Genomic DNA, 24,985 nt, shown 5'->3' on the forward strand with positions numbered 1-24,985 from the left:
CCAGACCGCTAGCGGTCTGGCCCTGGTGTTCGCCTTCCGTATGCTTGGCATGTTCATGGTGTTGCCGGTACTGGCAACCTACGGCATGGATTTGGCGGGAGCGACCCCGGCCCTGATCGGGTTGGCCATCGGCGCTTACGGCCTGACCCAGGCGATTTTTCAGATCCCGTTCGGGGTTATTTCCGACCGCATTGGCCGCCGTCCGGTTATTTACCTCGGGCTGATTGTCTTCGCCCTCGGCAGCGTGCTGGCCTCTCAGGCCGATTCAATCTGGGGCGTGATCGCCGGGCGAATCCTGCAAGGCGCCGGGGCGATTTCCGCAGCGGTCATGGCGTTGCTTTCCGACCTGACTCGCGAGCAGCACCGTACCAAAGCGATGGCCATGATCGGCATGACGATTGGTCTGTCGTTCGCCGTGGCCATGGTCGTCGGGCCGTTGCTGACCCGTGCGTTTGGCTTGTCCGGACTGTTTCTCGCCACCGGTGGCATGGCGCTGGTGGGCATCGTCATCGTCATGTTCATGGTGCCGAAATCGACCGGGCCGCTGACTCATCGCGAATCCGGTGTGGCGCGTCAGGCGTTGATGCCGACGCTCAAACATCCTGATCTGCTGCGCCTCGATCTGGGCATCTTTGTGTTACATGCCATGTTGATGTCGAGCTTCGTCGCGCTGCCTCTGGCACTGGTGGAAAAAGCCGGTTTGCCCAAGGAACAGCACTGGTGGGTCTACCTCACCGCGTTGCTGGTTTCGTTCTTCGCCATGATCCCGTTCATCATCTATGGCGAGAAGAAACGCAAAATGAAACGAGTTTTGCTCGGCGCCGTGACGACGCTGATGCTGACTGAGCTATTCTTCTGGCAGTTCGGTGACAGCTTGCGGGCTCTGGTGATCGGCACGGTGGTGTTTTTCACCGCGTTCAATCTTCTGGAGGCTTCATTGCCGTCGCTGATCAGCAAGGTTTCACCGGCGGGCGGGAAGGGCACGGCCATGGGCGTGTATTCCACCAGTCAGTTCCTTGGTTCGGCACTCGGCGGGATACTCGGCGGCTGGTTGTTTCAGCATGGCGGTCTGTCGGTTGTGTTCCTTGGGTGTGCCGGGCTGGCTGCACTTTGGCTGGCCTTTGCTGTTACCATGCGCGAACCTCCCTACGTGACGAGCCTGCGCTTGCAGTTGTCGCCCGAGGCGATCCGCGAAGCGGGTCTGGTCGAGCGCCTCAAGGCCCTCGTAGGGGTAACCGATGCAGTGATAGTTGCTGATGAAGCGGCTGTTTACATCAAACTGGACAAAGAATTAGTGGATCGCGACACCCTCGAACGCCTGGTGAACAACCCGGCCGGGGCTGCTTGCGACGCCTAGGAGAACGTTATGGCCCGTGGGGTTAACAAAGTCATATTGGTCGGCACTTGCGGCCAGGATCCCGAAGTTCGCTACCTGCCTAACGGTAACGCCGTGACCAACCTGAGTCTGGCAACCAGCGAACAGTGGACCGACAAGCAAACCGGTCAGAAGGTCGAGAAGACCGAGTGGCACCGTGTTTCGATGTTCGGCAAAGTCGCCGAAATCGCCGGCGAATACCTGCGCAAGGGTTCGCAGGTTTACATCGAAGGCAAGCTGCAGACCCGTGAGTGGGAAAAAGACGGTATCAAGCGTTACACCACCGAAATCGTGGTCGACATGCAAGGCACCATGCAACTGCTCGGCGGCCGTCCACAACAGGGCGACCAACAAGGCGGTGGCAACAACTATCAGCAGTCCGCTCCGGCTCCACGCCAGCAGGCGCCGCGTCCGCAGCAGTCGGCTCCGCAACAGCGTTCGGCCCCGGCTCCTCAGCAGGCCGCACCGCAACCGGCTCCGGATTTCGACAGCTTCGATGACGATATCCCGTTCTGATTTCCTGCTATAACCGCTTCATACAAAAAGGCCCATCGCTTAAACGACGGGCCTTTTTTTGTGCCTGCAAAACACCGCGATCAACTGTAGGAGCTGCGGCACGCTGCGATCTTTTGATTCTGTTTTTGAAGATCAAAAGATCGCAGCGTGCCGCAGCTCCTACGGGGGGATGTGTGTTTCAGTCGAGGATCAGGTGCGGCAGGAACCGGCTCGAGTCTTTGGTGATCAGGCTGTTGTCTTCGCGCACGCCAATACCTGCGGCTTGATCGCCAATCACCCACGAACCAATCAGCGTGTAGCTGTCGCCAAACTTCGGCAATGGCGCAAATTCCTGCAGGATAAACGGCGCATCGGTGTAGGGCCCGTCTTCTTTGACGATCAGACCTTCAGCCGTCTGCAACTCAATGTTCGCGCCTTCACGGGAAAAGTACGGCTTGCGCACCCAACCCTTGGGCACCGCACTGGCCGGGTTTGGATCAAGGTGCGCCGCGAGCAAGTTCGGATGACCCTTGTGCAGTTCCCACAATAAAGGGAGTGCGCCTTTGTTCGACAGAATCGCCTTCCACGCCGGTTCAAAAAACTGCGTATCACACTCGGCAATCGCCGCGCCGAAAGGTTCGTGGAAGATGAACTCCCAGGCGTGCAGCTTGAACAGGTGCGGGATCCAGCGATCCTGCAGATCGACAAAGCGGCCCTCAGAAGTCAGGCCAATGTCTTCAATGTCGATGTGCCGCGATTCGATGCCGACTTTTTCTGCGATCAGCCGCAGGTAATCGGTGGTGCCCTTGTCTTCGACCGAGTCTCTCATCGAAGAGAAATAGAACGGCCGCGTCAGCTTCAGTTCAGCAAAGGCCTGATGCAGCTTGGTGTCGATGCTGTTGAACTGGTCGGCATTCGCCGGCAGCGTGCCGCGCTCGATGCATTGCTCCAGCCAGCCCCACTGAAACGCCGCTGCCTCGTACAGGCTGGTCGGCGTGTCGTAGTTGAGCTCCAGCAGTTTCGCCGGGCCGTTGCCGCTGTAGGAAAAGTCCATGCGCCCGTACAGATGCGGATGACCTTCGCGCCAGGAGGTGCGGATCATGTCGTAGTACGGCGCCGGGATGCTCAGACGATCCAGCAACTCTTCGCTGTTGACCACGCGGTCGACCAGATCCATGCACATCTCGTGCAGCTCGGTGGTCGGATCCTCAAGATCGTTTTCGATCTGCGCGAGCGTGAACTGGTAGTACGCGCTTTCGTCCCAGTAGGGCTCGTCGTCGATGGTGTGAAACATAAAGCCGAGGCTTTCGGCGGTCTGTTTCCAGTCCGGGCGCTCGGCGCAGAGGATTTTCTTCATCGTCAGCTGCTCGAGCGACCGGAACTGCTGCCCCAGCCACCCCAACCGCTGCGAGCACTCGACTGGCTACCGAAGCCGCCGCGCGAGGTCGACGAGGCAACGTTGACCGGTTTGCTTTTGCTGCTTTCGTAATCCGTTTGGCTGCGCGTCGTGGTTTCGGCTCTGCGGTATTGCGTCGAAGTGTTGTAGGGCTGGCGCGTGTCGCGATCGCGGTACACCGTGCGATTGACGTTGTTGCTCATCGCGTTGCCGATCAGCCAACCAGTCAGCCAGCCACTGCCGCCGCCACTGGAGGTGTGCGAAGTGTTTTGCACATTTTGCGCGGCGGCTGCGTCACCCGCCGGCATTTGCGCGCCGGCGATGGCGTCGAGGTTCTGCGCCGGTTCACCGTTCTGCGGCACTTTGAAGCCGCCGAGTTTCGGCACGAAGCGGCCGTCGGAATTTTTCTGACACCAATCGGCGGCGAAATCCGCGTCACACTTGGCCTTGTCGTCGTACGCCGGGGCGATGCGCCGGTGTTCGGTCAGGGCAGCGACGTAAGCGTTGGAGCAGACATCGGCGGCCACTTCGGCATCGACACACTGTTCCACGCTCTGGAAGTTACGCGGCTGCTCGACCGCCGCCGCTTCACCGGAGATGGCCATGGCCACCGACGCGGCGAGGGACAACTGCACATATTTACTGCGTTTCATCGAAGGCTTCCTGCCGGTCAGTTGGACGGGGTCATGCACGCGGCGTTAAGCATGCCGACGCTGATGGCGACCGCTGCCACGTAAATGCCCGAAGCGATTTCACCGTTGGCAATGCGCTGCGAAATGCCTTTGAGCACCAGGCCGGTGGCGAGGAATGCCAGCAGTTGCACAACAGCGGCAATCACCGCCCACAGGACGAAGTCGAGGACGTTGACCGAGAAGGCGATCACGTTGCTGGCCGGGATCGCGAAACCGATGATCGCACCGGACAGGGCGATGGCGGCGGCGACGTTGCCGGAGCGAATCAACTCGAACTCTTTGTGCGGGGTGATGCGGGTGTAGACGAATTGGAACAGCATGAACAGCAGCACGGCGCCGATCAGGTAGACGACGAAACCGACCAGCGCGGTTTTGTTCAGGGAAACGGCCAGCACTTCCAGCATGAAAAACTTCCTTTTTTAGATGGGGCTCAGATCAGTCGTGTACAGCGAGATACCCAAAGAGGTGCTCAGGCTGACGGTGCCTTCTTCGTCCTGTTCGACGGAGAACAGCAGCAATTCGCGGCGATCGGTCAGGCCGGTTTCGCGTGCGTAGAGCATCGAGTGGTGTTCGATGGTGTAGGACTCGTCCGGGTTGATGACTTGTTCGGTCATCGGCACCAGTTCGGTCTGGCCCTGTTCGGTGCCCCATTCGCGGGTGTACTCGACGCCATCGTGGGTGTAGGTCGGCAGGCCGATCGCGCTACTTGGGCCGGCCAGGCGCTGCAGTTCGGCGTCACTGTTGACGGTCACGTAACTGAGGTAGTTGAACAGCGTGACCGATTCGATCTGGTCATCGCCGGTAACGTGGATCTGCAGCCAGAAATCCTCGTCGTTCATGTAATAGCGGTGCAGTTTGTTCGACTGGCCGAGGTCGACCCAACCGGCGCTCCAGATCGCTTGATCGAAGGGCACGCGCACCGTGGTCGAACCGTCGAGCAACAGCGCCAGCGTCGTATCGAACCTGACAGCCTTGCCCTGGGCCATGCCGAGTGGGCCACTGGCAACGGTCGGTGTCGGCGCAGCGGTCTGCCAGTTGCTGGTGCCCAGCAAATCTTTAAACCATCCCATGGGTACGTTCCTTGAGGCGGGTGGAAGTGTTCGTCGGCGGAAAAAGCGTGGCTAGTGTACCGGGCTGAGCGATCAACGACACGCCACTAACCATGTGGGAGCGGGCCCTGTGGCGAGGGGATTTATCCCCGTTGGGTAGCGTAGCTGCCCCAAAACCATCGCATGCGGTGTGCCTGGTTTCCGCATCTGTCGATTTTGGGGCTACTGCGTAGCCCAGCGGGGATAAATCCCCTCGCCACAAAAGCTCGCTCCCACAGGTTTTGTGTGAACGCTTACTGAGCGGATTTCTGCTTCAGGCGCTCAAGAATCGCGTTGGCGCTGCCAGCATTCGGCGTGATGCCGGCTTCTTGCAGTTTGCGGTCCAGGTCATTGCCGGTCGCGGCGTCTGCCAGTTCATCAACAGCACTCAGTTCGGCAGCGCGTTGTTGCTGTTTGGCTTGCAGGCGGTTCAGCGTACCCACGGCGGTTTCCAGTTTGCCGTTGGCGCCGCCGCTGGCGATGGACGCACTGACCTGAGCCTTTTGCACGCTGTCGCGGGCCTTGGCCATGTCGACTTGCTGGCGCAGGCTCTTGATGCGGGCTTCGGCCTTGTTGATGTCTTTGCGCATGTTTTCGGCGTAGACACCGAACTCGTCGCTCTGCTTTTTCTCGGCATCGAGGTCGTTGGTCAGGGTCGAAATCGCTTCGGCCACTTCCAGCGCCAGGTCTTCACGGCCAGCGTTCAACGCCGACACAGCCTTGGCTTCGAGATCCTTGATCTTGGCGTCGTACTCGCTCACACGGTCGGCGGCCAGTTTGTGCTTGGCCATGATGGTGACCAGCTCGCGACGTGCGTTCGACAGGGCGGTGTCGGCATCGCGGATTTCCTGATCGAGGATGCGCAGGGCCTGTTGGTCGACGATCGATTCGCCGACTTCATTGGCGCCGCCGCGCAGTGCGGTGAACAACTTGCTCCAGATGGACTGAGTCATTGGATTTTCCCTGTTGATTACTTGAAGAAGTGTTCGAAGGCTTCGCTCGCGCGCTGCACGTTGTCGACCAGGGTTTTCACCTCGGTGACCACGTTGGTCAGGCTCGAGTCGGCGCTGAGGGCGCCAAACATGTTGTAAACGGTCTGCCCGTTGGGCATCGACTCGATACCGATCGACGACAGCGGGAACATTTCCCGGCTGCGCAACACGGCGTCATTGAAGGCGTGCACGTCGGTGATCGAATCGATATCGACCAGCACGGTGTCAACGATGATCTGTTGACCGGCGACGGCGATGTGAATCGGCAGACCGCCGAATTCGTTCATTTCCAGCTTGATGCTGGGTTCAGAGCTCTGGATCAGCGACAGCGTGATCTCGTGCGAAGCCACCTCGTCCAGGGCCTTGAGGGCGTTGAAGAGGCTATCGATATTCCAGTTGTTGCCTGCGCTCATGTAATTCTCCGACATGAAAGAGCCAGCCAGAATCGGTTGGCGTAGCTGTTGCTCCATTTGCTTGAGCAAGCTTCGGTTTTCGGGAAGCACCCAAGTTTCGTGTTTCACATAACCGGCAGCGGCCAGGCCCGCACGCATCTGCTTCATATAAAAGCTCGACGGTTTTTTTGCGGACGCCTTCGCGCGCTCTCCCTTGGGACTTTCGGATTTCGCGGTGGGGGAACGGCTTTTCATGGCTATGACTCGGTTATGAACATCTCACGCGTGAGCCACACTACAACCAATCCAAAATGCCATCAATGGCTCACGCGTGAGTTTTTTATGAGAGACGAAAAAAGGCCCGCAACGTGGCGGGCCCTCTGTTTATAGACTGTTTGCAAAGTGTTGCTTAGCGATCAGCCGACAGAAATTCGTCCGTCGAGATCACATTGGCGTAGGCAAAGCCCAGTGCTGACATGAACGCGGCGTGTACATGGGCGGCAGGCACGGTCAGGCCGTTGAATTCCAGATCGCGGCTGGCGCAGGCGTCGTGAATCACCGTCACGGTGTAGCCAAGATCCGCTGCTGCCCGAGTGATGCCATCGACGCACATGTGGCTCATGCTGCCGACCACCACCAGCTCCTTGATGCCTTGCTCATCGAGGATCGATTGCAGTTCAGTCTCGCGAAACGAATTGACGAAGTGTTTGAGCACGACCGGCTCGTCGGCGCGGTTGAGCACTTTCGGGTGCAGTTTGGCGCCGTCCGAACCCGGAGTGAAAAACGGCGCATCCGGCGAAGTGAATTCGTGGCGGATGTGCACCACCGAATCGCCCGCCTCACGGAACGCTGCAATCAGTCGTACGGCATTGTCGGCGGCGGCATCCGCGCAGACCAGCGGCCACTTGCCTTGGGGGAAGTAGTCGTTCTGGATATCGACTACGATGAGTGCTTGCTTGGCCATGGGTGTGTCCTCGAAGTGCTTGTTGGTGTGGTGCAAGTATTGGCGCTGGCCGATGATTCGAGGATTGGCCGCACCGACAATAGACAGGGGAAAACTGACAATGGGCGTTGAAAAAGCCGCCATCGCTGAACTCGGCGTGCTGATTTATCCCGGCGCGCAGATGGCAGCGGTGCATGGCTTGACCGATCTGTTCAGCGTGGCCAACCGCATTGCCGCTGAGCATCAGACCGCGCAATTGCCGATGCTGCGGGTCAGTCATTGGCAGGTCGACGGTGATCAGCCGCCCGTGCGGGTTTACGACAGTCATCCGGGCGACGAAAGCGATTTGCTGGCGGTGCTGATTCCGCCGTCAATTGGCGGCTTCAGTTCGGCAAACATGCCAGCCAGCCTTGCGCAGTGGTTGCGCGATCAACATGCCCGTGGCGCGACGCTCGGCGGTGTCTGCGTGGGTTCGCTGATGTTGGCGGAAAGCGGTTTGCTCGATGGCCGTAGCGCCACCACCCACTGGACATCGGCCAAGGCGTTTGCCGAGCAATACCCGAAGATCAAATTGAAAGCCGATACGCCCATCGTCGATGACGGCGACCTGATTACCACCGCTGGATTGATGGCCTGGTCGGAGCTTGGCTTGCGCCTGGTCGACAGGTTGCTCGGGCCGAGCATCGCCACCGGTACCGCACGTTTTCTGGTGATCGAACACAGCGACAGTGCCAGTGAGTGCGGGAGCAATTTTGCGCCGATTCTCAGTCATGGCGATGCGGCGATTCTCAAGGTTCAGCATTGGCTGCAAAGCACCGGCGCGACGGATGTTTCGCTGACCGCGATGGCCGAGCGTGCAGGGCTGGAGGAGCGCACGTTTCTGCGGCGGTTTCGCGCGGCGAGCGGGTTGAAGCCGACCGAGTATTGTCAGCATCTGCGAGTGGGCAAGGCGCGCGAGATGCTTGAGTTCACCAATGGCACGATCGATCACATTGCGTGGACAGTGGGGTATCAGGATCCGGGAGCGTTTCGGGCGATCTTCAGGAAGATCACCGGGCTGGCGCCGAGTGATTATCGGGCGCGGTTTGGTGTGACCCCGAACTTGAAGGCGACAAATTCCTAATGTGGGAGCGGGCTTGCTCGCGAAAGCGGTGTGTCAGTTAACCCATGCGCAAGCTGACACACCGCTTTCGCGAGCAAGCCCGCTCCCACAGGGGGATCTCGGTTTGGTTTTGGATCGTGCAATTTGCCGGGGTTTTGTCGGCGGTCGTGCAGATTGAAACAGGCGTGGTGCCAGCACAATTCCGCCAAGTTTTTGATTAAACAAAAGTTTCCGTAGAGCAGCCGTTGGCCTGATCTCTGCACCCTTCATCGCTACAGTCATCGAACCGAGGGAAGGGGGACGCATGACCCCGATCACCCGCAGGAAAATCGTCGTCGCCCACTCGGTGCGTGCCGGCGCGCCGCAGCATGAAGTGCAAACCAACAAAGCGCTGGCCCGTTGGCTGGCGCAAATTCTCGGGTTCAAATTCGGTGGCAGTTACGACCCGGAAAAACATCGCGGTCGTGACCTCTACTTGCTGCCGACGCAAACCATCGTCGGCGCCACCCACGCTCACGAACTCGGCATCAAAGGCCCGGAAGATTTGTGGGGCGGATTTGTCGAGCACGACTTCATTTGCACCAAAGCCATCAGCCACGGTTTGCGCAGCCACTTGGCTCATGCGCCTGAGGGCTGGTCGCCGCTGTTTTCCGAACGGGTGCGCAACGTGGTGCTCGACGGCCTCAGCGTGTTTTCCCTGGAAGATGCGCGGCCTGCCGCCGAGCATTTGCTGTACAGCGGGCCGATCCGTTTGAAGCCAGTTCACGCCTGTGCCGGTCGCGGCCAGGAAGTGATCAAGAGCCTCGACGCCTTCGATGAAATCCTCGCCCGGCCCGATATCGAAAAACAGTTCAGCGAAGGCGTGGTACTGGAACAGGACTTGAGCGACGTCGTCACCCACAGCGTCGGCCAGACGTTCATCGGCGACAAAGTGCTGAGCTACTGCGGTGATCAATACTTGACCAAAGATGCCCACGGCGAAGACGTGTATGGTGGTTCGAACCTGCTGGTGGTGCAGGGCGGCTATGACGCTCTGCTGAAGCTGGATCTGGCGGATGATGTCCGGCTGGCCATCGAACAGGCGCAGATTTTCGACAGTGCCGCCGATGAAGCTTATCCGCGCTTCTACGCCTCGCGGCGCAATTACGACATCGCTCAAGGGTTGGACAGCAACGGCAAAACCCGCAGCGGCGTGCTCGAACAATCCTGGCGCATGGGCGGTGCCAGCAGTGCTGAAGTTGCCGCGCTGCAAAGCTTCGTCAACGACCCGGGGATGCGCGCGATTCGTGTGTCTTCAGTGGAAACCTACATCGATCAGCCGCTGCCGGCAGACGCCATCGAGGTGTATCGCGGCCCGGCGGAAAACAGTGAATTTCTCCTCAAATACGTAACGGTCAAATCTTATGACGGCTAGAAGCGAAAGCATTCAAATCGACATTGATGATGAACAGATGAGCGGGACGTTTCTCAGTCCCAAATCGAAAGTCCCGGGGGTGTTGTTTGTTCACGGATGGGGCGGCAGTCAGGAGCGAGATCTTGAACGGGCCAAAGGCATCGCCGGACTGGGTTGCGTGTGCCTGACCTTCGACTTGCGCGGGCATACCGGCGGCACCGGAATTCCGCTGACTCGCGTCACCCGTGAAGACAATCTGCGTGATTTGCTCGCGGCGTATGACCGCTTGCTCGCGCATCCTGCGCTCGATACCTCGGCGATTGCCGTGGTCGGCACCAGTTACGGTGGTTATCTGGCTGCAATCCTGACGTCGCTGCGCCCGGTGCGCTGGCTGGCGCTGCGGGTGCCGGCGCTGTATCGCGACGAGCAATGGCACACGCCGAAGCGGGAGCTGGATAAAGCGGATTTACGTGATTATCGAAGCACGCTGGTGCGCGCTGACAGTAACCGTGCGCTGCATGCGTGTTCGCAATTCACCGGGGATGTGTTGCTGGTGGAATCGGAAACCGATGACTACGTGCCCCACGCGGCGATCATGAGTTACCGCGCGGCGTGTCAACAGACGCATTCGCTGACACACCGGATTATCGATGGCGCCGATCACGCGCTGAGCGAGCCGGTTTCGCAGCAGGCGTACACCTCGATATTGGTGGACTGGATTACCGAGATGGTCGTCGGCGAACGGTTGAGCATTATTCAATCAACATGATTTTTGGTGTTCTCCGGGACGCCTTCGCGAGCAGGCTCGCTCCCACATGGAAATGCATTCCAAATGTGGGAGCGAGCCTGCTCGCGAAGTGGGCATCAGCCTCCAATAAATCTCAGGAAGGTTTTTTCTCTATCCGCAACGCCTTCGCTTTGGCCTCTACCACCAAATACATCACCACCGTAATCAACAACGGCAACAGAAAATAAATCGCCCGATACGCCAGCAACCCCGCCACCAGACTCCCTCGCGAAGCTTCATGCTGCAGCAGCGCAACAAACACCGCCTCCAGCACGCCAAGCCCCGCCGGAATATGCGTGATCACCCCGGCAATCGCGCTGATCAACAACACACCCAGCACCAACGGATAATCCAATTTGCTCGGCAATAACGTGAAAATCACCGCCGCCATCAGCGACCAGTTCAAGGCGCCCAACAGCAGCTGCAACACCGCCATGCGCAGCGATGGCAGGTTGATTTCCACGCCACGAATCGACCACTCGCGGCGCTTGGAAAACTGACACGCCGCGAGGTAACCGGCGCTGACCAGCAGCAACAAAACCCCGATGCCCTGCAACGCGTCGCTGCTGACTTTCCACCCCGGCGGCATAGTCACCAGGCCACTGCTGAATACCGCACCGGCAATGGTCATGTAGCCAAACCAGTTAGTCGCCAGGCTCAGCCCGAGAATCTTGGCGATGTTGCCTTTACTCACGCCCAACCGTGAATACAACCGATAACGCATGGCGATGCCGCCGACCCACGCGCTCAGGTTCAGGTTGAACGCATAGCTGATAATCCCCACCGGCAGAATCTGTTTCCAGGTCAGATCCTGACGAATGTAGGTGCGGCCGATCAGGTCGAAACTGGCGTACACCAGAAAGCTCAGCAGCGTCAGGCTGGCGGCAATGATCAGCGTGCGCACCTTGAAGTCGGCGAGGGTTTCCAGCACTTCTTTCCATTCGATGCGCGTGGCGAACATCGTCAGCAGCACGATCAGTGCGAGGAAAAACAACAGGGTCAGCGGGCGTTTCCAGCGGCTCCATTTCGATTGCGTCGCTGGCGCCGCGTGACCGCTCGGGTGCGCTTCGGAATGGCTCATGAGCGGTTACCTCGAAACGGCTTGAGCCGCGGTTTGTGCGCCGGCAACCAACCCGCCATCGCCGGGAAATGCCGCAGAAAGTGGAACACCAGAAAGCCCACGGTCATGTGCCAGATACGTCCGCGTGGCGACTTGCTGGCGTCCATGGCTTTGCAGTGGTTTTGGCTGAGGTCTTCGAGGCGCTCGAACAAGTGCTGATTAAACGCGCGATCGCGGATCAGCACGTTGGCTTCCAGGTTCAGCGACAGACTCAGCGGATCGAGATTGCTCGAGCCGACGGTGCTCCATTCATCATCGACCAGCGCGACTTTGCCGTGCAGCGGACGCTGGCAATACTCATGAATCTGCACGCCAGCCTTGAGCAAATAATCGTAGGTCATGCGCGCCGCGAGTTTCGCCACCAGCATGTCTGGCTGGCCTTGCAGGATCAGCCGCACATCGACACCGCGCCGGGCGGCATTGCGCATTTCACGCAGCAAGCGGTAACCGGGAAAGAAGTAGGCGTTGGCGATCACCACACGGCGTTTGGCGCGGCGCAGCGCTTGCAGATAAACGTCTTCGATATCGGTGCTGTGCTGGTCGTTGTCGCGGAACACCAGGCGTACCTGACCGTCATGATCATCGAAGGCCATTTCCGCGCGACGCTGGCGCCGGCGTTGCCACCAGAACCGCGCGCGACCCGGGCGACCACTTTGCAGCAGGGCGAAGTGATGGATGTCGGCGACCGCCGGGCCCTGAATTTCCACCGAATAATCCTGCTTGGCTTCAGGGCCGAAATCAGCCAGATGATCGCCGGAAAAATTGATCCCGCCGATGAACGCGACCATGCCGTCGACCACGACGATTTTGCGGTGCAAGCGGCGGAACCAGTTGGTACGAATGCCGAGGCGTCTCGGCGCTGGATCGAAAATCTGCAAATGCACGCCGGCCTCGCTCAATGCGGCGAGATAACCGGTGGTCAACTCGCCACAACCGAAGCCGTCGAGGCTGACGGTGGTGCGCACGCCGCGCTTGGCCGCATCAATCAGAATCTCCTGCAGCTCGGCGCCGACCTTGTCTTCGAAAACGATGAAGGTCTCGAGGATAATTTCACTCTTCGCCGCACGCATCGCTTCAAACACACGCGGGAAGTATTCCTCGCCGTTTTCCAGCAATTGCACATGGTTGCCGCCCTGCCAGCGGTACTCGACGTCGACCTGGCCGGGCTCGCGCACCGGCGGGGTAATGCTGATGGGTTCCACGGCGGATTTCTCCAGCGGCGCGCTGTTCATAGTTCGATCTCCACCGATAACGGTGCGTGGTCAGAAAGGTGAGACCAGGGCCGGTTGGCAAGTACTTTCGGCTGGCTGGCTTTGAGGTTACGGACATAGATACGGTCGAGGCGCAGTGTCGGCAGACGTGCGGGGAAACTGCGCGCCGGTTTGCCGTGGTGCTCGGCGAACACTTCACGCAGGCCCGAGGGTTTGAGCAACGCATCAGCGCGCTGGCGCCAGTCATTGAAGTCACCGGCGACGATCACGGGCGCGTCGTCCGGCAGTTCGGCCAAGCGTTCGCCGAGTAGCTTCAACTGGGCGTTGCGATGACTTTCACGCAGGCCCAGATGCACGCAGATCGCATGGATCTCGGCGCCGTCGCCGGGCAGACGCAGCACGCAATGCAGCAGGCCACGGTTCTCATGGCCGCTGATCGACACGTCGAGATTGTCGTGGCGGATGATCTGGAATTTCGACAACAACGCATTGCCGTGATCGCCGTCCGGGTACACCGCGTTGCGCCCATAGGCGAACTGCGGCCAGAGGCTGTCGGCGAGGAATTCGTACTGCGGCATCGTCGGCCAATTGCTGTAGCGCTTGTGATGATGCTCGTGGGTGCCGTGGACTTCCTGCAGGAACACCACGTCGGCGGCGACGCTGCGCACCGCTTCGCGCAATTCCGGAAGGATGAAGCGCCGGTTGAGGGCGGTAAAACCCTTGTGGGTGTTGACCGTCAGCACGGTGAACGTACGCACCGACGGCGCGACGACCGAGCCTTCATCGGTGAAGCCGACCGGTTCTGAAATACTCATGCCAGCACTCCTTCGCCAGCGGGTTCACCGGGGGTGGTGGCGAGGTCTTTATCCAGCTCGAAACGGTGCAGCAGATCACGGGCGTCGTAGGGCGCGCGGACTTTGATGTCGTTGTCGAAATAGCAGAACACTTCGCGGGATTTGCGTGCGCGCGGCTTCAAGCGCGGGGCGATCAGATGGGCATCTTTCGGTTGCTCGCCATGGTGCCAGGCGTCGATGCGCTCGGCCCAACGCTTGAGGGCTGGCGCGGTGTAACCGCTGGCGTAGAGTTCTTCGGCACCGTGCAGGCGCAGGTAAACGAAGTCGCTGGTGAGGTCTTCGCGGTAGGGCCATTTATCGGCGGTGTCGGCGATTACCAGGGCGGTGTTGTAGCGCTTCAGTAACCGCACAAATTCGGGATCGAGGAAGCTGTCGTTGCGGATTTCCACGGCGTGGCGTAACGGCTTTTTGCGCCAGGCTTTCATGCTCGCGTGGCCGTGCAGGTGGGAGTCGTGTTGGTGGGCGAGGGCGGCCGCCGCTTCGGTGTCGTGGGGCAATAGCGCGAGGAAATGCTCGAAACGCTCGGGCTCGAATTTGAAGTTCGGCGGGAACTGCCAAAGGATCGGCCCGAGTTTTTCCTTGAGCTCCAGAATTCCCGAGGCGAAGAAATTCGCCAGCGGTTTTTCGATATCGCGCAAACGGCGGATATGGGTGATGAAGCGCGGGGCTTTGACGCTGAAGACGAAGTCGTCGGGTGTTTCGGCGTACCACTGCGCATAGCGTTCGGGCCGTTGCAGGGCGTAGAACGATCCATTGATTTCGATGCTGTTGACCGCCCTCGACGCGAACTGCAGTTCGCGCTTTTGCGCCAGTCCCTTGGGGTAGAAATCCCCGCGCCACGGTTCGTAGCGCCAGCCGGAAATACCGATGTGAATCGTCGCCATGCCACCCTCCCGTTGAAAGCCCTCGTGTTGCCACTGTCTTTTGATGACTGCGGGTGGATCGGGAAAGTTTCGGCGGTATTACGGACGGTCACATCTAAGGCGAAGATCAAAAGCGCTCCCCCTCACCCCAACCCTCTCCCCCAAGGGGGCGAGGGGGAAGGGAGCAGATCTGCGTGGTTTTGAAGGCCTGAGTTCGACTGTAGGCCTTCAGGTCGATGCATCAAGACCAGTCAACTCGGTCAGTTCCCTCTCCCTCTGGGAGAGGGCTAGGGTGAGGGGGCTCTTGAACTTGCCGCGCAAAACTTGATCAGTTCCTTACAGGTTCAGCCACGGGAGATCGGAGTTTTGGTCAAGTTCAGGATCGCCATTCTGCTGGGAGCATTGCTGTTTCTCGGTGCCAGTGAAATCGACGCCGCCGCGCTGCCGGGTGTTCCGGCCGCTGCCGAAGAACCGGCCAAACCCGAGCCGCTGGTGCAGGGCGGTCTGCTCGGTGCGATCAGTTCGAGCATCGACGACGTGCAGGACAAACTCGACATCAACGAGCATCTGGTCGACGCCTGGCGCCTGCGCGCCGACCGTGCGGCCGATGAAGTCGACAAATTGGTCAACCAGCCGTCGAACCGCTCAGGCTGGAGTGTCGCCGGGGATTTCCTCACGCTGTCCGGCACTTGGCTCGGCAGTTTTGCGCTGCTCACCGTACTCGGCAGTTTGTTGGCCAACCGTATGCGTGGGGGCCGCTGGTTACGCACCCGCCAACGCAGTCAGGATCTGATCGGTTACCTGCTGCCGTACACGCTTCCGGCGCTGATCTGCCTGCCGTTGACCCTGTATGTCAGTCATTTTCTGCAAGCTTCGGTGGGGCGCGCGCTGGCGCTGTGTCTGGCTTATGCCACCAGCAGCGGCATCTTTTCCACTTCGATGCTGTTATGCGTGGTGGTGATGTTCAACGTCGGGCACAAACGTCCCGCTGCACGCATCATTCGCAATTATTGTCCGCGACCGTTGTTCCTGATCGGCTTCCTCGCCGCCCTCAGCGATGCGCTGACCAGCCCGCAAATCGCCCGGCAACTGGGCGGCAATATCACCAGCAGCGTCGCCGTGTTTACCGGCCTGATCGCCTCGGTGATTTTCGGATTGTTGGTGATTCGCTTGCGTCGCCCAGTGGCGCATCTGATCCGCAACCGCTCGCTGGCTCAACGTTTGAAACAGCCCTCCTTGCAGGAGTCACTGCGGATTTTTTCCGGGCTGTGGTATTGGCCGATTGTGTTGATGGTGCTGGTCTCGGCGGTGAATCTGATCGGCATCGGCGAGGACAATCAAAAAGCCCTGCGCTGCGCGTTGTTCACCACGGTGCTGCTGATCGGCACGGTATTTCTCAGCACGATTCTGCAGCACTTGTTCAAGTCACGAAAAGCCGAAGCGATCCAGCGCAGCAGCGCCTACAAGGAACGCTTCCTGAGCCTGCTGCACGCCTTGCTGCGGATTGTCATTGCGATTGCCTTCATTGATATTCTCGGACGGATCTGGGGCGTGTCGCTGCTTGATTTCGCCCAGAGCAGCACGGTCGGGCGAGCGATCAGTAATGCGCTGAGCAGCATTGGTCTGATCTTCCTGGTGACCTGGCTGTTGTGGGTGGTGCTCGACACGGCGATTCAGGAGGCATTGAAACCACCGCTCAGCAAACGCGCGGCGCGCCAGCCGAGCACACGGGTGAAAACCATCCTGCCGCTGCTGCGCAACGCGATCAAAATCATCCTCGTGGTGATCTGCGCGATCACCACCATGGCCAACCTGGGGATCAACGTTGCGCCGCTGCTGGCGGGTGCCGGGGTGGTCGGTCTGGCCATCGGTTTCGGTTCGCAGCAATTGGTGCAGGACGTGATCACCGGGCTGTTCATCATCATCGAAGACACCCTGTCGATTGGTGATTGGGTGGTGCTTGATTCCGGGCATGCCGGCACGGTCGAAGGGCTGACCATTCGTACGCTGCGCCTGCGTGACGGCAAGGGTTTTGTGCACTCGGTGCCGTTTGGCCAGATCAAGGCGGTGACCAACCAATCACGGCAGTTTGCCTATGCGTTTTTCTCGGTGCAGTTCACCTATGACACGGACGTGGATAAAGCCATTGAGTTGATTCGCGAGACCGGCGATTCGATCCGCGAAGACCCGTTCCTCAAGTACAACCTGCAAGGGCCGCTGGATGTGTTTGGCGTGGACCGGATGGATTTGAATGGCGTGGTGCTGACGGCGCAGTTCAGGACGGTGTCGGGTGGGCAGTATGCGGTGAGCCGGGCGTTTAACCAGCGTTTGAAGAAGCTTGTGGATAACACCGAGACGGTGCATTTCGCGCAGACTTATCCACAGCAGGTTTTGTTGCCGAAGCGGCAGGTGCAGGAGGGAGAGGTGGTGGCGACCGAGGTGCCGCAGGGGTCGCGGACATAGCGCAAGATTATGTGGGGCAGTGCCGGCCTCTTCGCGAGCAAGCCCGCTCCCACAGGGGGACGCGGTCAAACTGTGGGAGCGGGCTTGCTCGCGAAAGGGCCAGCGCAGATACCCTCAATGCCGGATCAGCTTGCCGCGCACCTGCTCCATATCGATCTGATCCAGCTCCAGCCAAAACTGCTGCTTGCCGCCAATCTCCGCCGCCGCCGGCAACCCATCGCGATACACCAGCCGATTACTCACCAGCGCCGGCACTTTTACCCCCGGCAACAACGTCCCGGCCAGGTTCAGCGGATCAACCCCACACACCGCCACCAGACTGCCGTCATGCGGCCGCCGCCGTACTTCGCGCAACAATGGAATGGCTTCGGGCAAGGCAAACTGTTCCCCCGCCAAACCACTGACAAACCGCCCGCCACGAATTTCGCCGCGCGCTTCCAGCCGATGAAACGTGCGCAGCAATTCCCGCCAACTCGGCAGCCAATCCGCCTCACGCTCCAGCAAGCGCCAGAACACCACGCCGTAACGGCGCAGCAAGGTCATGGCGACATGCTCCAGGGTTTCGCTGTTATCCACAGCCGCCCCGCGCCGCAGCAAAGCCCAGCGCCCGGCATCATCCATGCCGCCAACAAACGCCCCGCGTCCACGCCGACTGCTGCGCTGCTGGCGCTTGCTCGCCGGGGTGATCAGCGCACGCAGGCCGGCGAAGCTGTCGGCGTTCACCAGCCCGGCACCGACCAGTTCCTGCAAGGCGATTTCCAGTTCGGTGCGCAGCAGATGCGCTTCATGAATTAGCTCATCGAAAAACAGCGCACCGTGCTGACTAAGCGCTTCAAAGACCTTCTGGGTTTTCGGCGACAGCTCGCTCACGGATGTCTGTTCGGCCAGCGCGCTCCATAAGCCAACCTGATTGCGCGGCAGCAACACGATCGGCGTACTGCGCAACGCCGTGCCGCTGACTTTTTGCCGGGCACTGAGGCGCGTCCACACCAGTTTGCCGTTGCGGCACAGGTCATCCAGCCAGCTCGGCGAATAGTCTTTCAGGCGCGCCGGGAGGATATCGCTGTCCCACGCCGAGGCCGCTGCCGCGTAGCCTTCGAACTGGCCGACAATCGCCGGCAACACTGCGCTGCCTTGGCCACGAGTCGAGAGCGAAAGGTGCTGCCAGTCGAACAGAAAACGCATGAAATCCTGCAGCGCCACCGGTTCGATTTCCCGGCGCAGACGCTTGACCGTGTAGCGATGAATGCGCGCGAGCAGATGGCGTTCGCACCATTCCTCGATGTTGAGTTTCGGCGTGAACTGGCCGCGCAGCACGTAGCCTTCACGCTCGAGTTGGGCGAGCGCTTGGTTGACTTGAGTGGCCGGCAGCCCAAGCGGTTCGGCGATAGCGGTTAACGGCAACGGGCCGAAAGCACCTAGGCGAGCTCGAATCACTTCGACCAATGCCTCATCGGTCGTCCAGACCTCATCGAATCCCGGCAACACCTCCAGCTCAGGCTGCAATTTGGCCTGTGGATAAAGCGCTTGCAGGCAGGTCAGGCGTTCGCGGGCCAGCCATAAACAATGCTCGGCATTGATCTGCAATCGGCAGGCGCGGCCGCTGCTGGCCAAGGTTTCCAGCCATTCACGCCAACCTTCGTTCGCTTGCGCCTCATCCTCGCTGATGCATGCCAGACTCATCAGCGCCTCATGCATTTCATCCACAGCGTTCGGCGTCGGCCAGGCTTCTTCGCGTACGGCCGTAATCGCGTCGGCATCCAGCGCACCGAGATCATCAGTTGATTGCGGGTCGCTCCAGCGGCGGTTGATTACCGCTTGGGTGCGACGTTCTTCCAGTGGCGCATCGTCGAGAAAGGTGTACGGCCGCGCACTGAGAATTTCCGCCGCGAGCGGTGAGGGCGCCGGCAGATCGCGGCTGATCAAACGCACTTCGCCACGCTCCATGCGTCGCAGCAGATTGAGCCAGCCTTCGCAGTCCATAGCCTCGTGCAGGCAGTCGTCGAGGGTTTGCTCAATCAGCGGATGCTCGGGAATTTCCCGTTCGCCAGCGAGATTTTCCAGGCAGGCGATCTGATCGGGAAACACGCTGGCAATCAGGTCTTCGCTTTTCATTCGCTGCAACTGCGGCGCGACTTTGCGTCCGCCGGTAAAACGCGGCAGCGCCAGCGCTACGCCGGCATTCCAGCGCCAGCGCACGCCGAACAGCGGCGCATCGAGCACCGCTTGAATAAGGATGTGCTCGGCGCTGTTGCTGTGCAGGTAGCGCCAGATTTCATCCAGTTCAAAACTGTGGCTGGTGGACAGCGACAGCACAATCGCGTCTTCGCTGGCCGCTGCCTGTAATTCGAAGTTGAACGTACGGCAGAAACGCTTGCGCAGGGCCAAACCCCAGGCGCGGTTGATGCGGCTGCCGAACGGTGAATGGATGATCAGTTGCGTGCCGCCGGACTCGTCGAAAAATCGCTCCATCAACAGCGTGTCCTGCGAGGGCAGGGCGCCGAGGGTTTGCCGGGCGCGGGCGAGGTATTCGACCAGTTGTTCGGCGCTGGCGCGGTTGAGGCCGAGGGTCTGCGTCAGCCAGTCGAGGGCTGATTGCAAGTCTCCGGGGCTGGCGCCGAGCAACGCGTCGAACTGCGCTTGCAGGCGCGCCACGGCGAACGACAGTTCATCGCTGCGCCCCGGTGCTTCGCCGAGCCAGAACGGAATGGTCGGCGGCTGACCGTGGGCATCCTCGACGCGCACCTTGCCGGTTTCCACGCGCAGGATCCGATAAGAGGTATTGCCGAGCTGGAACACATCGCCGGCAATGCTTTCCACGGCGAAGTCTTCGTTGACGCTGCCGATGTTCAAGCTTTGCGGCTCAAGCATCACGCTGTAATCGGCGTTGTCGGGAATGGTGCCGCCGCTGGTCACGGCAGCGAGTTTCGCGCCACGCCGACCACGCAAGGTGCGGCTGACGGCGTCGCGGTGCAGGTAGGCGCTGCGAATGCCTTGGCGACCGTTGTAACCTTCGGCGAGCATGCTCAGCAGGGCCTGATAGTGTTTTTCGTCGAGACCACGATAGGGCGAGGCTTGGCGGAACATCGCGAGCAAGGCGTCTTCTGACCATTCCTGACAGCTGACTTCGGCGATGATTTGTTGGGCGAGTACATCCAGCGGCGCGACGGGAATATGCAGGGTGTCGAGTTCGCCACGGCGTACGCAGTCGAGCAGGGCGGCGCATTCGATCAAATCGTCGCGGGTGGTGGCGAACAAGCGGCCCTTGGGCGTGCCGCCGACCTGGTGTCCGGAACGACCGACCCTTTGCAGAAACCCGGCGATGGAGCGCGGTGAAGCGATCTGACAGACCAGATCGACTTCGCCGATATCGATGCCCAGTTCCAGCGAAGCGGTGGCGATCAACACCTGCAACTCGCCACGCTTGAGGCGTTGTTCGGCGTCGAGACGAAACTCCTTGGCCAGACTGCCGTGATGCGCCGCCACTGCATGTTTGCCGAGGCGCTCGCTGAGGTGGCGGCTCAGACGTTCGGCCAGGCGTCGGGTGTTGACGAAAATCAGTGTGGTGCGGTGCTCGCGTGCGAGTTCGGCGAGGCGGTCGTAGACCAATTCCCAGACATCGTTGGCCATCACCGCTGAAAGCGGCACGGGCGGCACTTCGATGCCGAGATCCCGTGGCCGGGCGTGACCGATGTCGATGATTTCGCAGGGCCGGTCATGGCCGACGAGGAACTGCGCCACGGCTTCGACCGGTTTTTGCGTGGCGGAAAGACCGATGCGGGTCAGCGGTTCGGCGCACAAGGCTTGCAGGCGCTCAAGGCTCAGGGACAAGTGGCTGCCGCGTTTGCCGGCGGCCATCGCATGGATTTCGTCGATGATCACCGTGCGCGTGGTGCCGAGCATTTTTCGCCCGGATTCCGAGCCGAGCAGGACGTAGAGCGATTCCGGCGTGGTCACCAGAATGTGCGGCGCGGTTTTGCGCATGGCGGCGCGGTCTTTTTGCGGGGTGTCGCCGGTGCGCACGGCGGTGGTGATGTGGACTTCCGGCAGGTTCATTTGCCGCAGCTGTTCGGTGATCCCGGCGAGTGGATTTTGCAGGTTGATGCGGATGTCATTGGACAGTGCTTTGAGCGGCGAGACGTAGACGACCAGGGTTTCGTCGGGCAGGCCGTCGGGGTTTTCCAGGCCACGGTGGACGAGGTCGTCGAGTACGGCGAGGAACGCGGTCAGGGTTTTGCCCGAGCCGGTGGGCGCGGCGATCAGCGTCGAGCGGCGCTGGCGGATCAACGGCCATGCGCGGGCCTGGGCGGCGGTGACCGTCGGGAAGGTCCTGCGAAACCAGGCGCTGACGGCGGGGTGAAAGCCTGCCAGAGCGCTGTCGGCGGGGAGGGGCAGATTCATGGCTTAAGTTATGCGGTCGCAGGGGGGAAGATGCAAGTACCGCTCAGGATCTTCAGTGTCTGGCAGGGCCCCTTCGCGAGCAGGCTCGCTCCCACAGTGGATTTATGTGCGCCGCACATCCCTTGTGGGAGCGAGCCTGCTCGCGAAGGGGCCAGTGGCCACAGCACAAATCCCGGGGATGAACACTTTACGGATGACGGTTGCGCACTAAACCCGCAAAATGCAACGATTCCGGCAATTATCGGCGACGCTTCCACAAGATCCGTCGCTCAAGCCATCGTTCCAATCAGACTGGGCCTGCTGACTCTATGCGAATGCGCCTTATGTTACTGGGCGGCGGAAATGCCCTTGGGCAGGCGCTGATTCGCCTCGGTGCGGAGGAAGACATCGGTTTCCTCGCCCCCCGCCCGCCCGAAAACGGCTGGGATGCCGCGAGCCTGACCCAATTGCTCGACGACACCCGTCCCGATGCGTTGATCAACCTCGCCTACTATTTCGACTGGTTCCAGGCCGAAACGGTCAGCGAAAGCCGTATGGCCGGGCAGGAACGCGCGATCGAGCGTCTGGCCGAATTGTGCCAGCACCACAACATCGTCCTCGTGCAGCCCTCCAGTTATCGGGTGTTCGACGGCTCGCGCGCCACCGCTTACAGCGAAAAAGACGAACCAGTGCCGCTGGGCCTGCGCGGTCAGGCGCTGTGGCGCATTGAGCAGAGCGTTCGCGCGACTTGCCCGCAGCATGTGTTGCTGCGTTTCGGCTGGCTGCTCGATGACAGCGCCGACGGCACCCTCGGGCGTTTCCTCGCCCGCGCCGAGCAACCGGAAGAATTGCTGCTGGCCGATGATCGCCGTGGCAATCCGACCCCGGTCGACGACGCTGCGCGGGTGATCATCTCGGTGCTCAAGCAACTCGATTGCGCGGCGCCGCTGTGGGGCACTTATCATTACGCCGGCCACGAGGCGACCACGCCGCTGGCGCTGGGTCAGGCGATTCTGACCGAAGCGCGCAGCCTGCACGCCCTGGCCATCGAAGCGCCGACCGCTCAGGCTCACGCCGCGCGCCCGGACGCTGCCGAAGAACCGCAACACGCGGTGCTGGCCTGCAAGAAAATTCTGCACACTTTCGGGATCAAGCCGCGCGCCTGGCGTGCCGCGCTCCCGGCTTTACTGGATAGGTTTTATCGTCATGGCTGAAGGCCCTGTTTTAATCACCGGCGGCGCCGGTTTCATCGGCTCGCACCTGACTGACGCGTTGCTCGCCAAGGGCCATTCGGTGCGCATTCTCGATGACCTGTCGACCGGTAAACGCGCCAACCTGCCGCTGGACAATCCCAAGGTTGAACTGGTTGTTGGCGATGTTGCCGATGCGTCGCTGGTCGCTCAAACGATGCAGGGTTGCAGCGCCGTGGCGCACCTGGCGGCTGTGGCCTCGGTGCAGGCTTCGGTGGATGATCCGGTGAAGACGCATCAGAGCAATTTCATCGGCACGCTGAATGTCTGCGAAGCCATGCGTCAGGCCGGGGTTAAACGTGTGCTGTTCGCCTCCAGCGCGGCGGTGTACGGCAACAATGGTGAGGGTGAGTCGATTGATGAAGACACACCGAAAGCACCGCTGACACCGTATGCCTCGGACAAATTGGCCGGTGAGCATTACTTCGATTTCTATCGTCGCCAGCACGGTCTGGAACCGGCGATTTTCCGCTTCTTCAACATCTTCGGCCCACGCCAGGATCCGTCCTCGCCGTACTCCGGGGTGATCAGCATCTTCAGCGAACGCGCGCAGAAAGGGTTGCCGATCACCGTGTTTGGTGACGGTGAGCAGACGCGGGATTTCCTTTATGTCGAGGATCTGGTCGACGTGCTGGTGCAGGCGATTGAAAAGCCTGAAGTGGAAGCCGGCGCGGTGAATGTTGGCTGGAATCAGTCGATGAACCTCAAGCAAATGCTCGCGGCGTTGCAGACGGTGGTGGGGGAGTTGCCGCCGATTAGCTACGGGCCGGCGCGGTCGGGGGATATTCGGCATTCGCGGGCGAATAATCAGCGCTTGCTGGCGCGGTTTAAGCTGTCACCGCAGACGCCGATGAGCGTGGGGTTGGCGCGGTTGTTGGGGCGTTCCTGAGAAGAGCCCCTCACCCTAGCCCTCTCCCGGAGGGAGAGGGGACTGACCGGGGTGGATGGTCGAGTTACGCCGACGTGAGATACCGAGTCGAACTCAGGTTTTGAACAGCACACAAATCTGCTCTCTCTTCCTTCTTCTTGAAGGACTGATCGCGGTGGATGGTCGAGTTACGCCGACGTGAGATACCGAGTCGAATTCAGGTTTTGAAAAACATGAAGATCGGCTCCCTTTCCCCCTCTCCCTGAGGGAGAGGGCTGGGGTGAGGGGGTTGGATTTCAGCCACCCAACAATTCCAGCAGACATGAAAAAGGCGCCCTTCAACAGGCGCCTTTTTCACGGCCGGAATGTACCGCTATCCCTTGTGGCGAGGGGATTTATCCCCCGATCAACTAACTGGCAGTCGCCTTCAGATTCAAGTCTGCCCACCACCAAGCCTCATCCACCACCACGCGAATGTTCCTTAGAACTTGTAACCCAACCCCACCATGTACACAAACGGGTCGACATCCACATTCACCCGTGCCCGAGTGCCCGGCGCCACTGCGTTGTTCTCCACTGTCGCGCGAGTATCGATGTCGATATAACGCACCTGGGCGTTGATCATCACCTTGTCAGTCAGCATGTAATCGGCACCGACCTGCCACGCCAGCCCCCAAGAGTTTTTCGCCTTGAAGTTGCTGAAACCTGCAGTCTGCGCTTCGCTGCCGACGTGCTCGTCATAGATCCAGGTGTAGTTGATGCCGCCGCCCACATACGGTTGGAAGGCCGACTTCGAATCCAGCGGGTAGTAGACGACGCTAAGGGTCGGCGGCAGGTGTTTCAGGGTGCCGAGTTTGCCGTTGGCCGCCGGCAGAGCAGTGTTTTTCAGCTTCACGTCATGTTCGAACGGCGAGGCCGCCAGCAACTCGATACCGATGTTGTTGGTGATCATGTAAGCGAAGTTGAGACCCAATTGAGTGTCGCTGCTCATGGTCGCCTTGCCGCCCAGGTTGGCGCCGCTCAGCGGACCCTGATCGACCTTGACGCTGGAGCTGTCGGCCTTCGGGTTGACGGTGATTGCACCGGCGCGAACGATGATGTCACCGGCATCGTGGGCGTGGGCGAGCGGGGCTGCGAGCGCGAGGGCAAACAACGAAGCGCTGAGCAAGGACTTGTTCATGGGGGCTCCAAAGGACGTTAAAAATTTCTGATGTCCTATGGTACGAAGCCAACTGATACGGTCTTTTGACGCAGCTCAATGAAACAGTGAAGTCCCGGGGTTTTGTGGAACCTTTGCCGGCCCCTTCGCGAGCAAGCCCGC

General features: G+C 60.3%; 21 protein-coding genes. 8 read left to right on the forward strand and 13 right to left on the reverse strand.

Translation table 11 applies throughout. The features are described 5' to 3' along the window. Positions 1 to 1,357 (forward strand): MFS transporter (locus ACIP1X_RS20170; RefSeq protein WP_400754579.1); only part of this gene is annotated, 1,357 nt, incomplete at its 5' end. 9 nt (positions 1,358 to 1,366) lie between these two features. Further along, entirely contained in the window at positions 1,367 to 1,891 is a 525-nt protein-coding gene (locus ACIP1X_RS20175; protein WP_008081898.1) for a single-stranded DNA-binding protein, read from the forward strand. Positions 1,892 to 2,069: 178 nt separating this feature from the next. Here ACIP1X_RS20175 and ACIP1X_RS20180 read toward each other — a convergent pair whose 3' ends face one another. The 7 genes from ACIP1X_RS20180 to ACIP1X_RS20210 form a co-directional block, all read right to left on the reverse strand. Next, positions 2,070 to 3,227, reverse strand: coding sequence for a glutathionylspermidine synthase family protein (locus ACIP1X_RS20180; protein ID WP_053124302.1), 1,158 nt, complete (start codon positions 3,225 to 3,227; stop codon positions 2,070 to 2,072). 2 nt (positions 3,228 to 3,229) lie between these two features. Next, complete coding sequence (locus ACIP1X_RS20185) at positions 3,230 to 3,919, reverse strand: DUF1190 domain-containing protein (RefSeq protein WP_212546239.1); 690 nt, start codon at positions 3,917 to 3,919, stop codon at positions 3,230 to 3,232. Positions 3,920 to 3,936: 17 nt separating this feature from the next. After that, entirely contained in the window at positions 3,937 to 4,362 is a 426-nt protein-coding gene (locus ACIP1X_RS20190) for a DUF350 domain-containing protein (protein ID WP_400754584.1), read from the reverse strand. A 15-nt stretch (positions 4,363 to 4,377) separates the two neighbouring features. Next, positions 4,378 to 5,028 (reverse strand): DUF2491 family protein, encoded by a 651-nt coding sequence (locus ACIP1X_RS20195; protein ID WP_400649309.1) that lies wholly within the window; start codon positions 5,026 to 5,028, stop codon positions 4,378 to 4,380. A gap of 272 nt (positions 5,029 to 5,300) precedes the next feature. After that, complete coding sequence (locus tag ACIP1X_RS20200) at positions 5,301 to 5,999, reverse strand: PspA/IM30 family protein (protein WP_400754587.1); 699 nt, start codon at positions 5,997 to 5,999, stop codon at positions 5,301 to 5,303. A gap of 17 nt (positions 6,000 to 6,016) precedes the next feature. After that, the gene (locus ACIP1X_RS20205; protein WP_246542012.1) at positions 6,017 to 6,598 is read right to left on the reverse strand and encodes a YjfI family protein; all 582 of its coding nucleotides are present in this window, start codon (positions 6,596 to 6,598) and stop codon (positions 6,017 to 6,019) included. A gap of 241 nt (positions 6,599 to 6,839) precedes the next feature. Then, positions 6,840 to 7,394, reverse strand: a complete 555-nt coding sequence (locus ACIP1X_RS20210) for a cysteine hydrolase family protein (protein ID WP_400754589.1) — start codon at positions 7,392 to 7,394, stop codon at positions 6,840 to 6,842. Positions 7,395 to 7,494: 100 nt separating this feature from the next. On the opposite strand from ACIP1X_RS20210, the gene ACIP1X_RS20215 reads away from it, so the two are divergent. From ACIP1X_RS20215 to ACIP1X_RS20225, 3 genes are all read left to right on the forward strand, one after another. Beyond that, positions 7,495 to 8,496, forward strand: a complete 1,002-nt coding sequence (locus tag ACIP1X_RS20215) for a GlxA family transcriptional regulator (RefSeq protein ID WP_400754592.1) — start codon at positions 7,495 to 7,497, stop codon at positions 8,494 to 8,496. Positions 8,497 to 8,779: 283 nt separating this feature from the next. Beyond that, entirely contained in the window at positions 8,780 to 9,889 is a 1,110-nt protein-coding gene (locus ACIP1X_RS20220) for a DUF3182 family protein (RefSeq protein WP_400754595.1), read from the forward strand. Then, positions 9,879 to 10,637, forward strand: coding sequence for a S9 family peptidase (locus tag ACIP1X_RS20225; protein WP_053124286.1), 759 nt, complete (start codon positions 9,879 to 9,881; stop codon positions 10,635 to 10,637). Before ACIP1X_RS20220 ends, ACIP1X_RS20225 begins: the two co-directional genes overlap by 11 nt. A 112-nt stretch (positions 10,638 to 10,749) precedes the next feature. Here ACIP1X_RS20225 and ACIP1X_RS20230 read toward each other — a convergent pair whose 3' ends face one another. From ACIP1X_RS20230 to ACIP1X_RS20245, 4 genes are read right to left on the reverse strand one after another with little or no spacing between them, the layout of a single operon-like run. Continuing rightward, complete coding sequence (locus ACIP1X_RS20230; protein WP_400754598.1) at positions 10,750 to 11,736, reverse strand: lysylphosphatidylglycerol synthase domain-containing protein; 987 nt, start codon at positions 11,734 to 11,736, stop codon at positions 10,750 to 10,752. Then, on the reverse strand, positions 11,733 to 13,007 hold the full coding sequence (gene clsB / locus ACIP1X_RS20235) for a cardiolipin synthase ClsB (RefSeq protein ID WP_400754601.1): 1,275 nt from the start codon (positions 13,005 to 13,007) through the stop codon (positions 11,733 to 11,735). The genes ACIP1X_RS20230 and clsB overlap by 4 nt, the downstream gene beginning before the upstream one ends. Further along, complete coding sequence (locus ACIP1X_RS20240; protein ID WP_212551336.1) at positions 13,004 to 13,801, reverse strand: endonuclease/exonuclease/phosphatase family protein; 798 nt, start codon at positions 13,799 to 13,801, stop codon at positions 13,004 to 13,006. The genes clsB and ACIP1X_RS20240 overlap by 4 nt, the downstream gene beginning before the upstream one ends. Beyond that, the gene (locus tag ACIP1X_RS20245; RefSeq protein WP_159815621.1) at positions 13,798 to 14,724 is read right to left on the reverse strand and encodes a DUF72 domain-containing protein; all 927 of its coding nucleotides are present in this window, start codon (positions 14,722 to 14,724) and stop codon (positions 13,798 to 13,800) included. Before ACIP1X_RS20245 ends, ACIP1X_RS20240 begins: the two co-directional genes overlap by 4 nt. A gap of 345 nt (positions 14,725 to 15,069) precedes the next feature. On the opposite strand from ACIP1X_RS20245, the gene ACIP1X_RS20250 reads away from it, so the two are divergent. Then, positions 15,070 to 17,166 (forward strand): mechanosensitive ion channel family protein, encoded by a 2,097-nt coding sequence (locus ACIP1X_RS20250; protein WP_053124278.1) that lies wholly within the window; start codon positions 15,070 to 15,072, stop codon positions 17,164 to 17,166. A 114-nt stretch (positions 17,167 to 17,280) separates the two neighbouring features. Here ACIP1X_RS20250 and ACIP1X_RS20255 read toward each other — a convergent pair whose 3' ends face one another. Next, positions 17,281 to 21,567: a DEAD/DEAH box helicase gene (locus ACIP1X_RS20255; protein ID WP_400754604.1), complete on the reverse strand. Its 4,287-nt coding sequence runs from the start codon at positions 21,565 to 21,567 to the stop codon at positions 17,281 to 17,283. Between the two features lie 308 nt (positions 21,568 to 21,875). Here ACIP1X_RS20255 and ACIP1X_RS20260 point away from each other — a divergent pair, with 308 nt between their 5' ends. After that, positions 21,876 to 22,760 carry a sugar nucleotide-binding protein gene (locus ACIP1X_RS20260; protein WP_201231465.1) on the forward strand — a complete coding sequence of 295 codons (885 nt, stop codon included), beginning with the start codon at positions 21,876 to 21,878 and terminating at the stop codon, positions 22,758 to 22,760. Continuing rightward, positions 22,753 to 23,685 carry an NAD-dependent epimerase/dehydratase family protein gene (locus ACIP1X_RS20265; protein WP_400754607.1) on the forward strand — a complete coding sequence of 311 codons (933 nt, stop codon included), beginning with the start codon at positions 22,753 to 22,755 and terminating at the stop codon, positions 23,683 to 23,685. The genes ACIP1X_RS20260 and ACIP1X_RS20265 overlap by 8 nt, the downstream gene beginning before the upstream one ends. Before the next feature lie 460 nt (positions 23,686 to 24,145). On the opposite strand, the gene ACIP1X_RS20270 is transcribed toward ACIP1X_RS20265, so the two are convergent. Continuing rightward, positions 24,146 to 24,844: an OmpW family protein gene (locus tag ACIP1X_RS20270; RefSeq protein ID WP_053124272.1), complete on the reverse strand. Its 699-nt coding sequence runs from the start codon at positions 24,842 to 24,844 to the stop codon at positions 24,146 to 24,148. Positions 24,845 to 24,985: the final 141 nt, after the last annotated feature.

Origin of the sequence: Pseudomonas sp. NPDC088885, from assembly GCF_044750025.1 — a bacterium.
Classification (GTDB): domain Bacteria; phylum Pseudomonadota; class Gammaproteobacteria; order Pseudomonadales; family Pseudomonadaceae; genus Aquipseudomonas; species Aquipseudomonas rustica.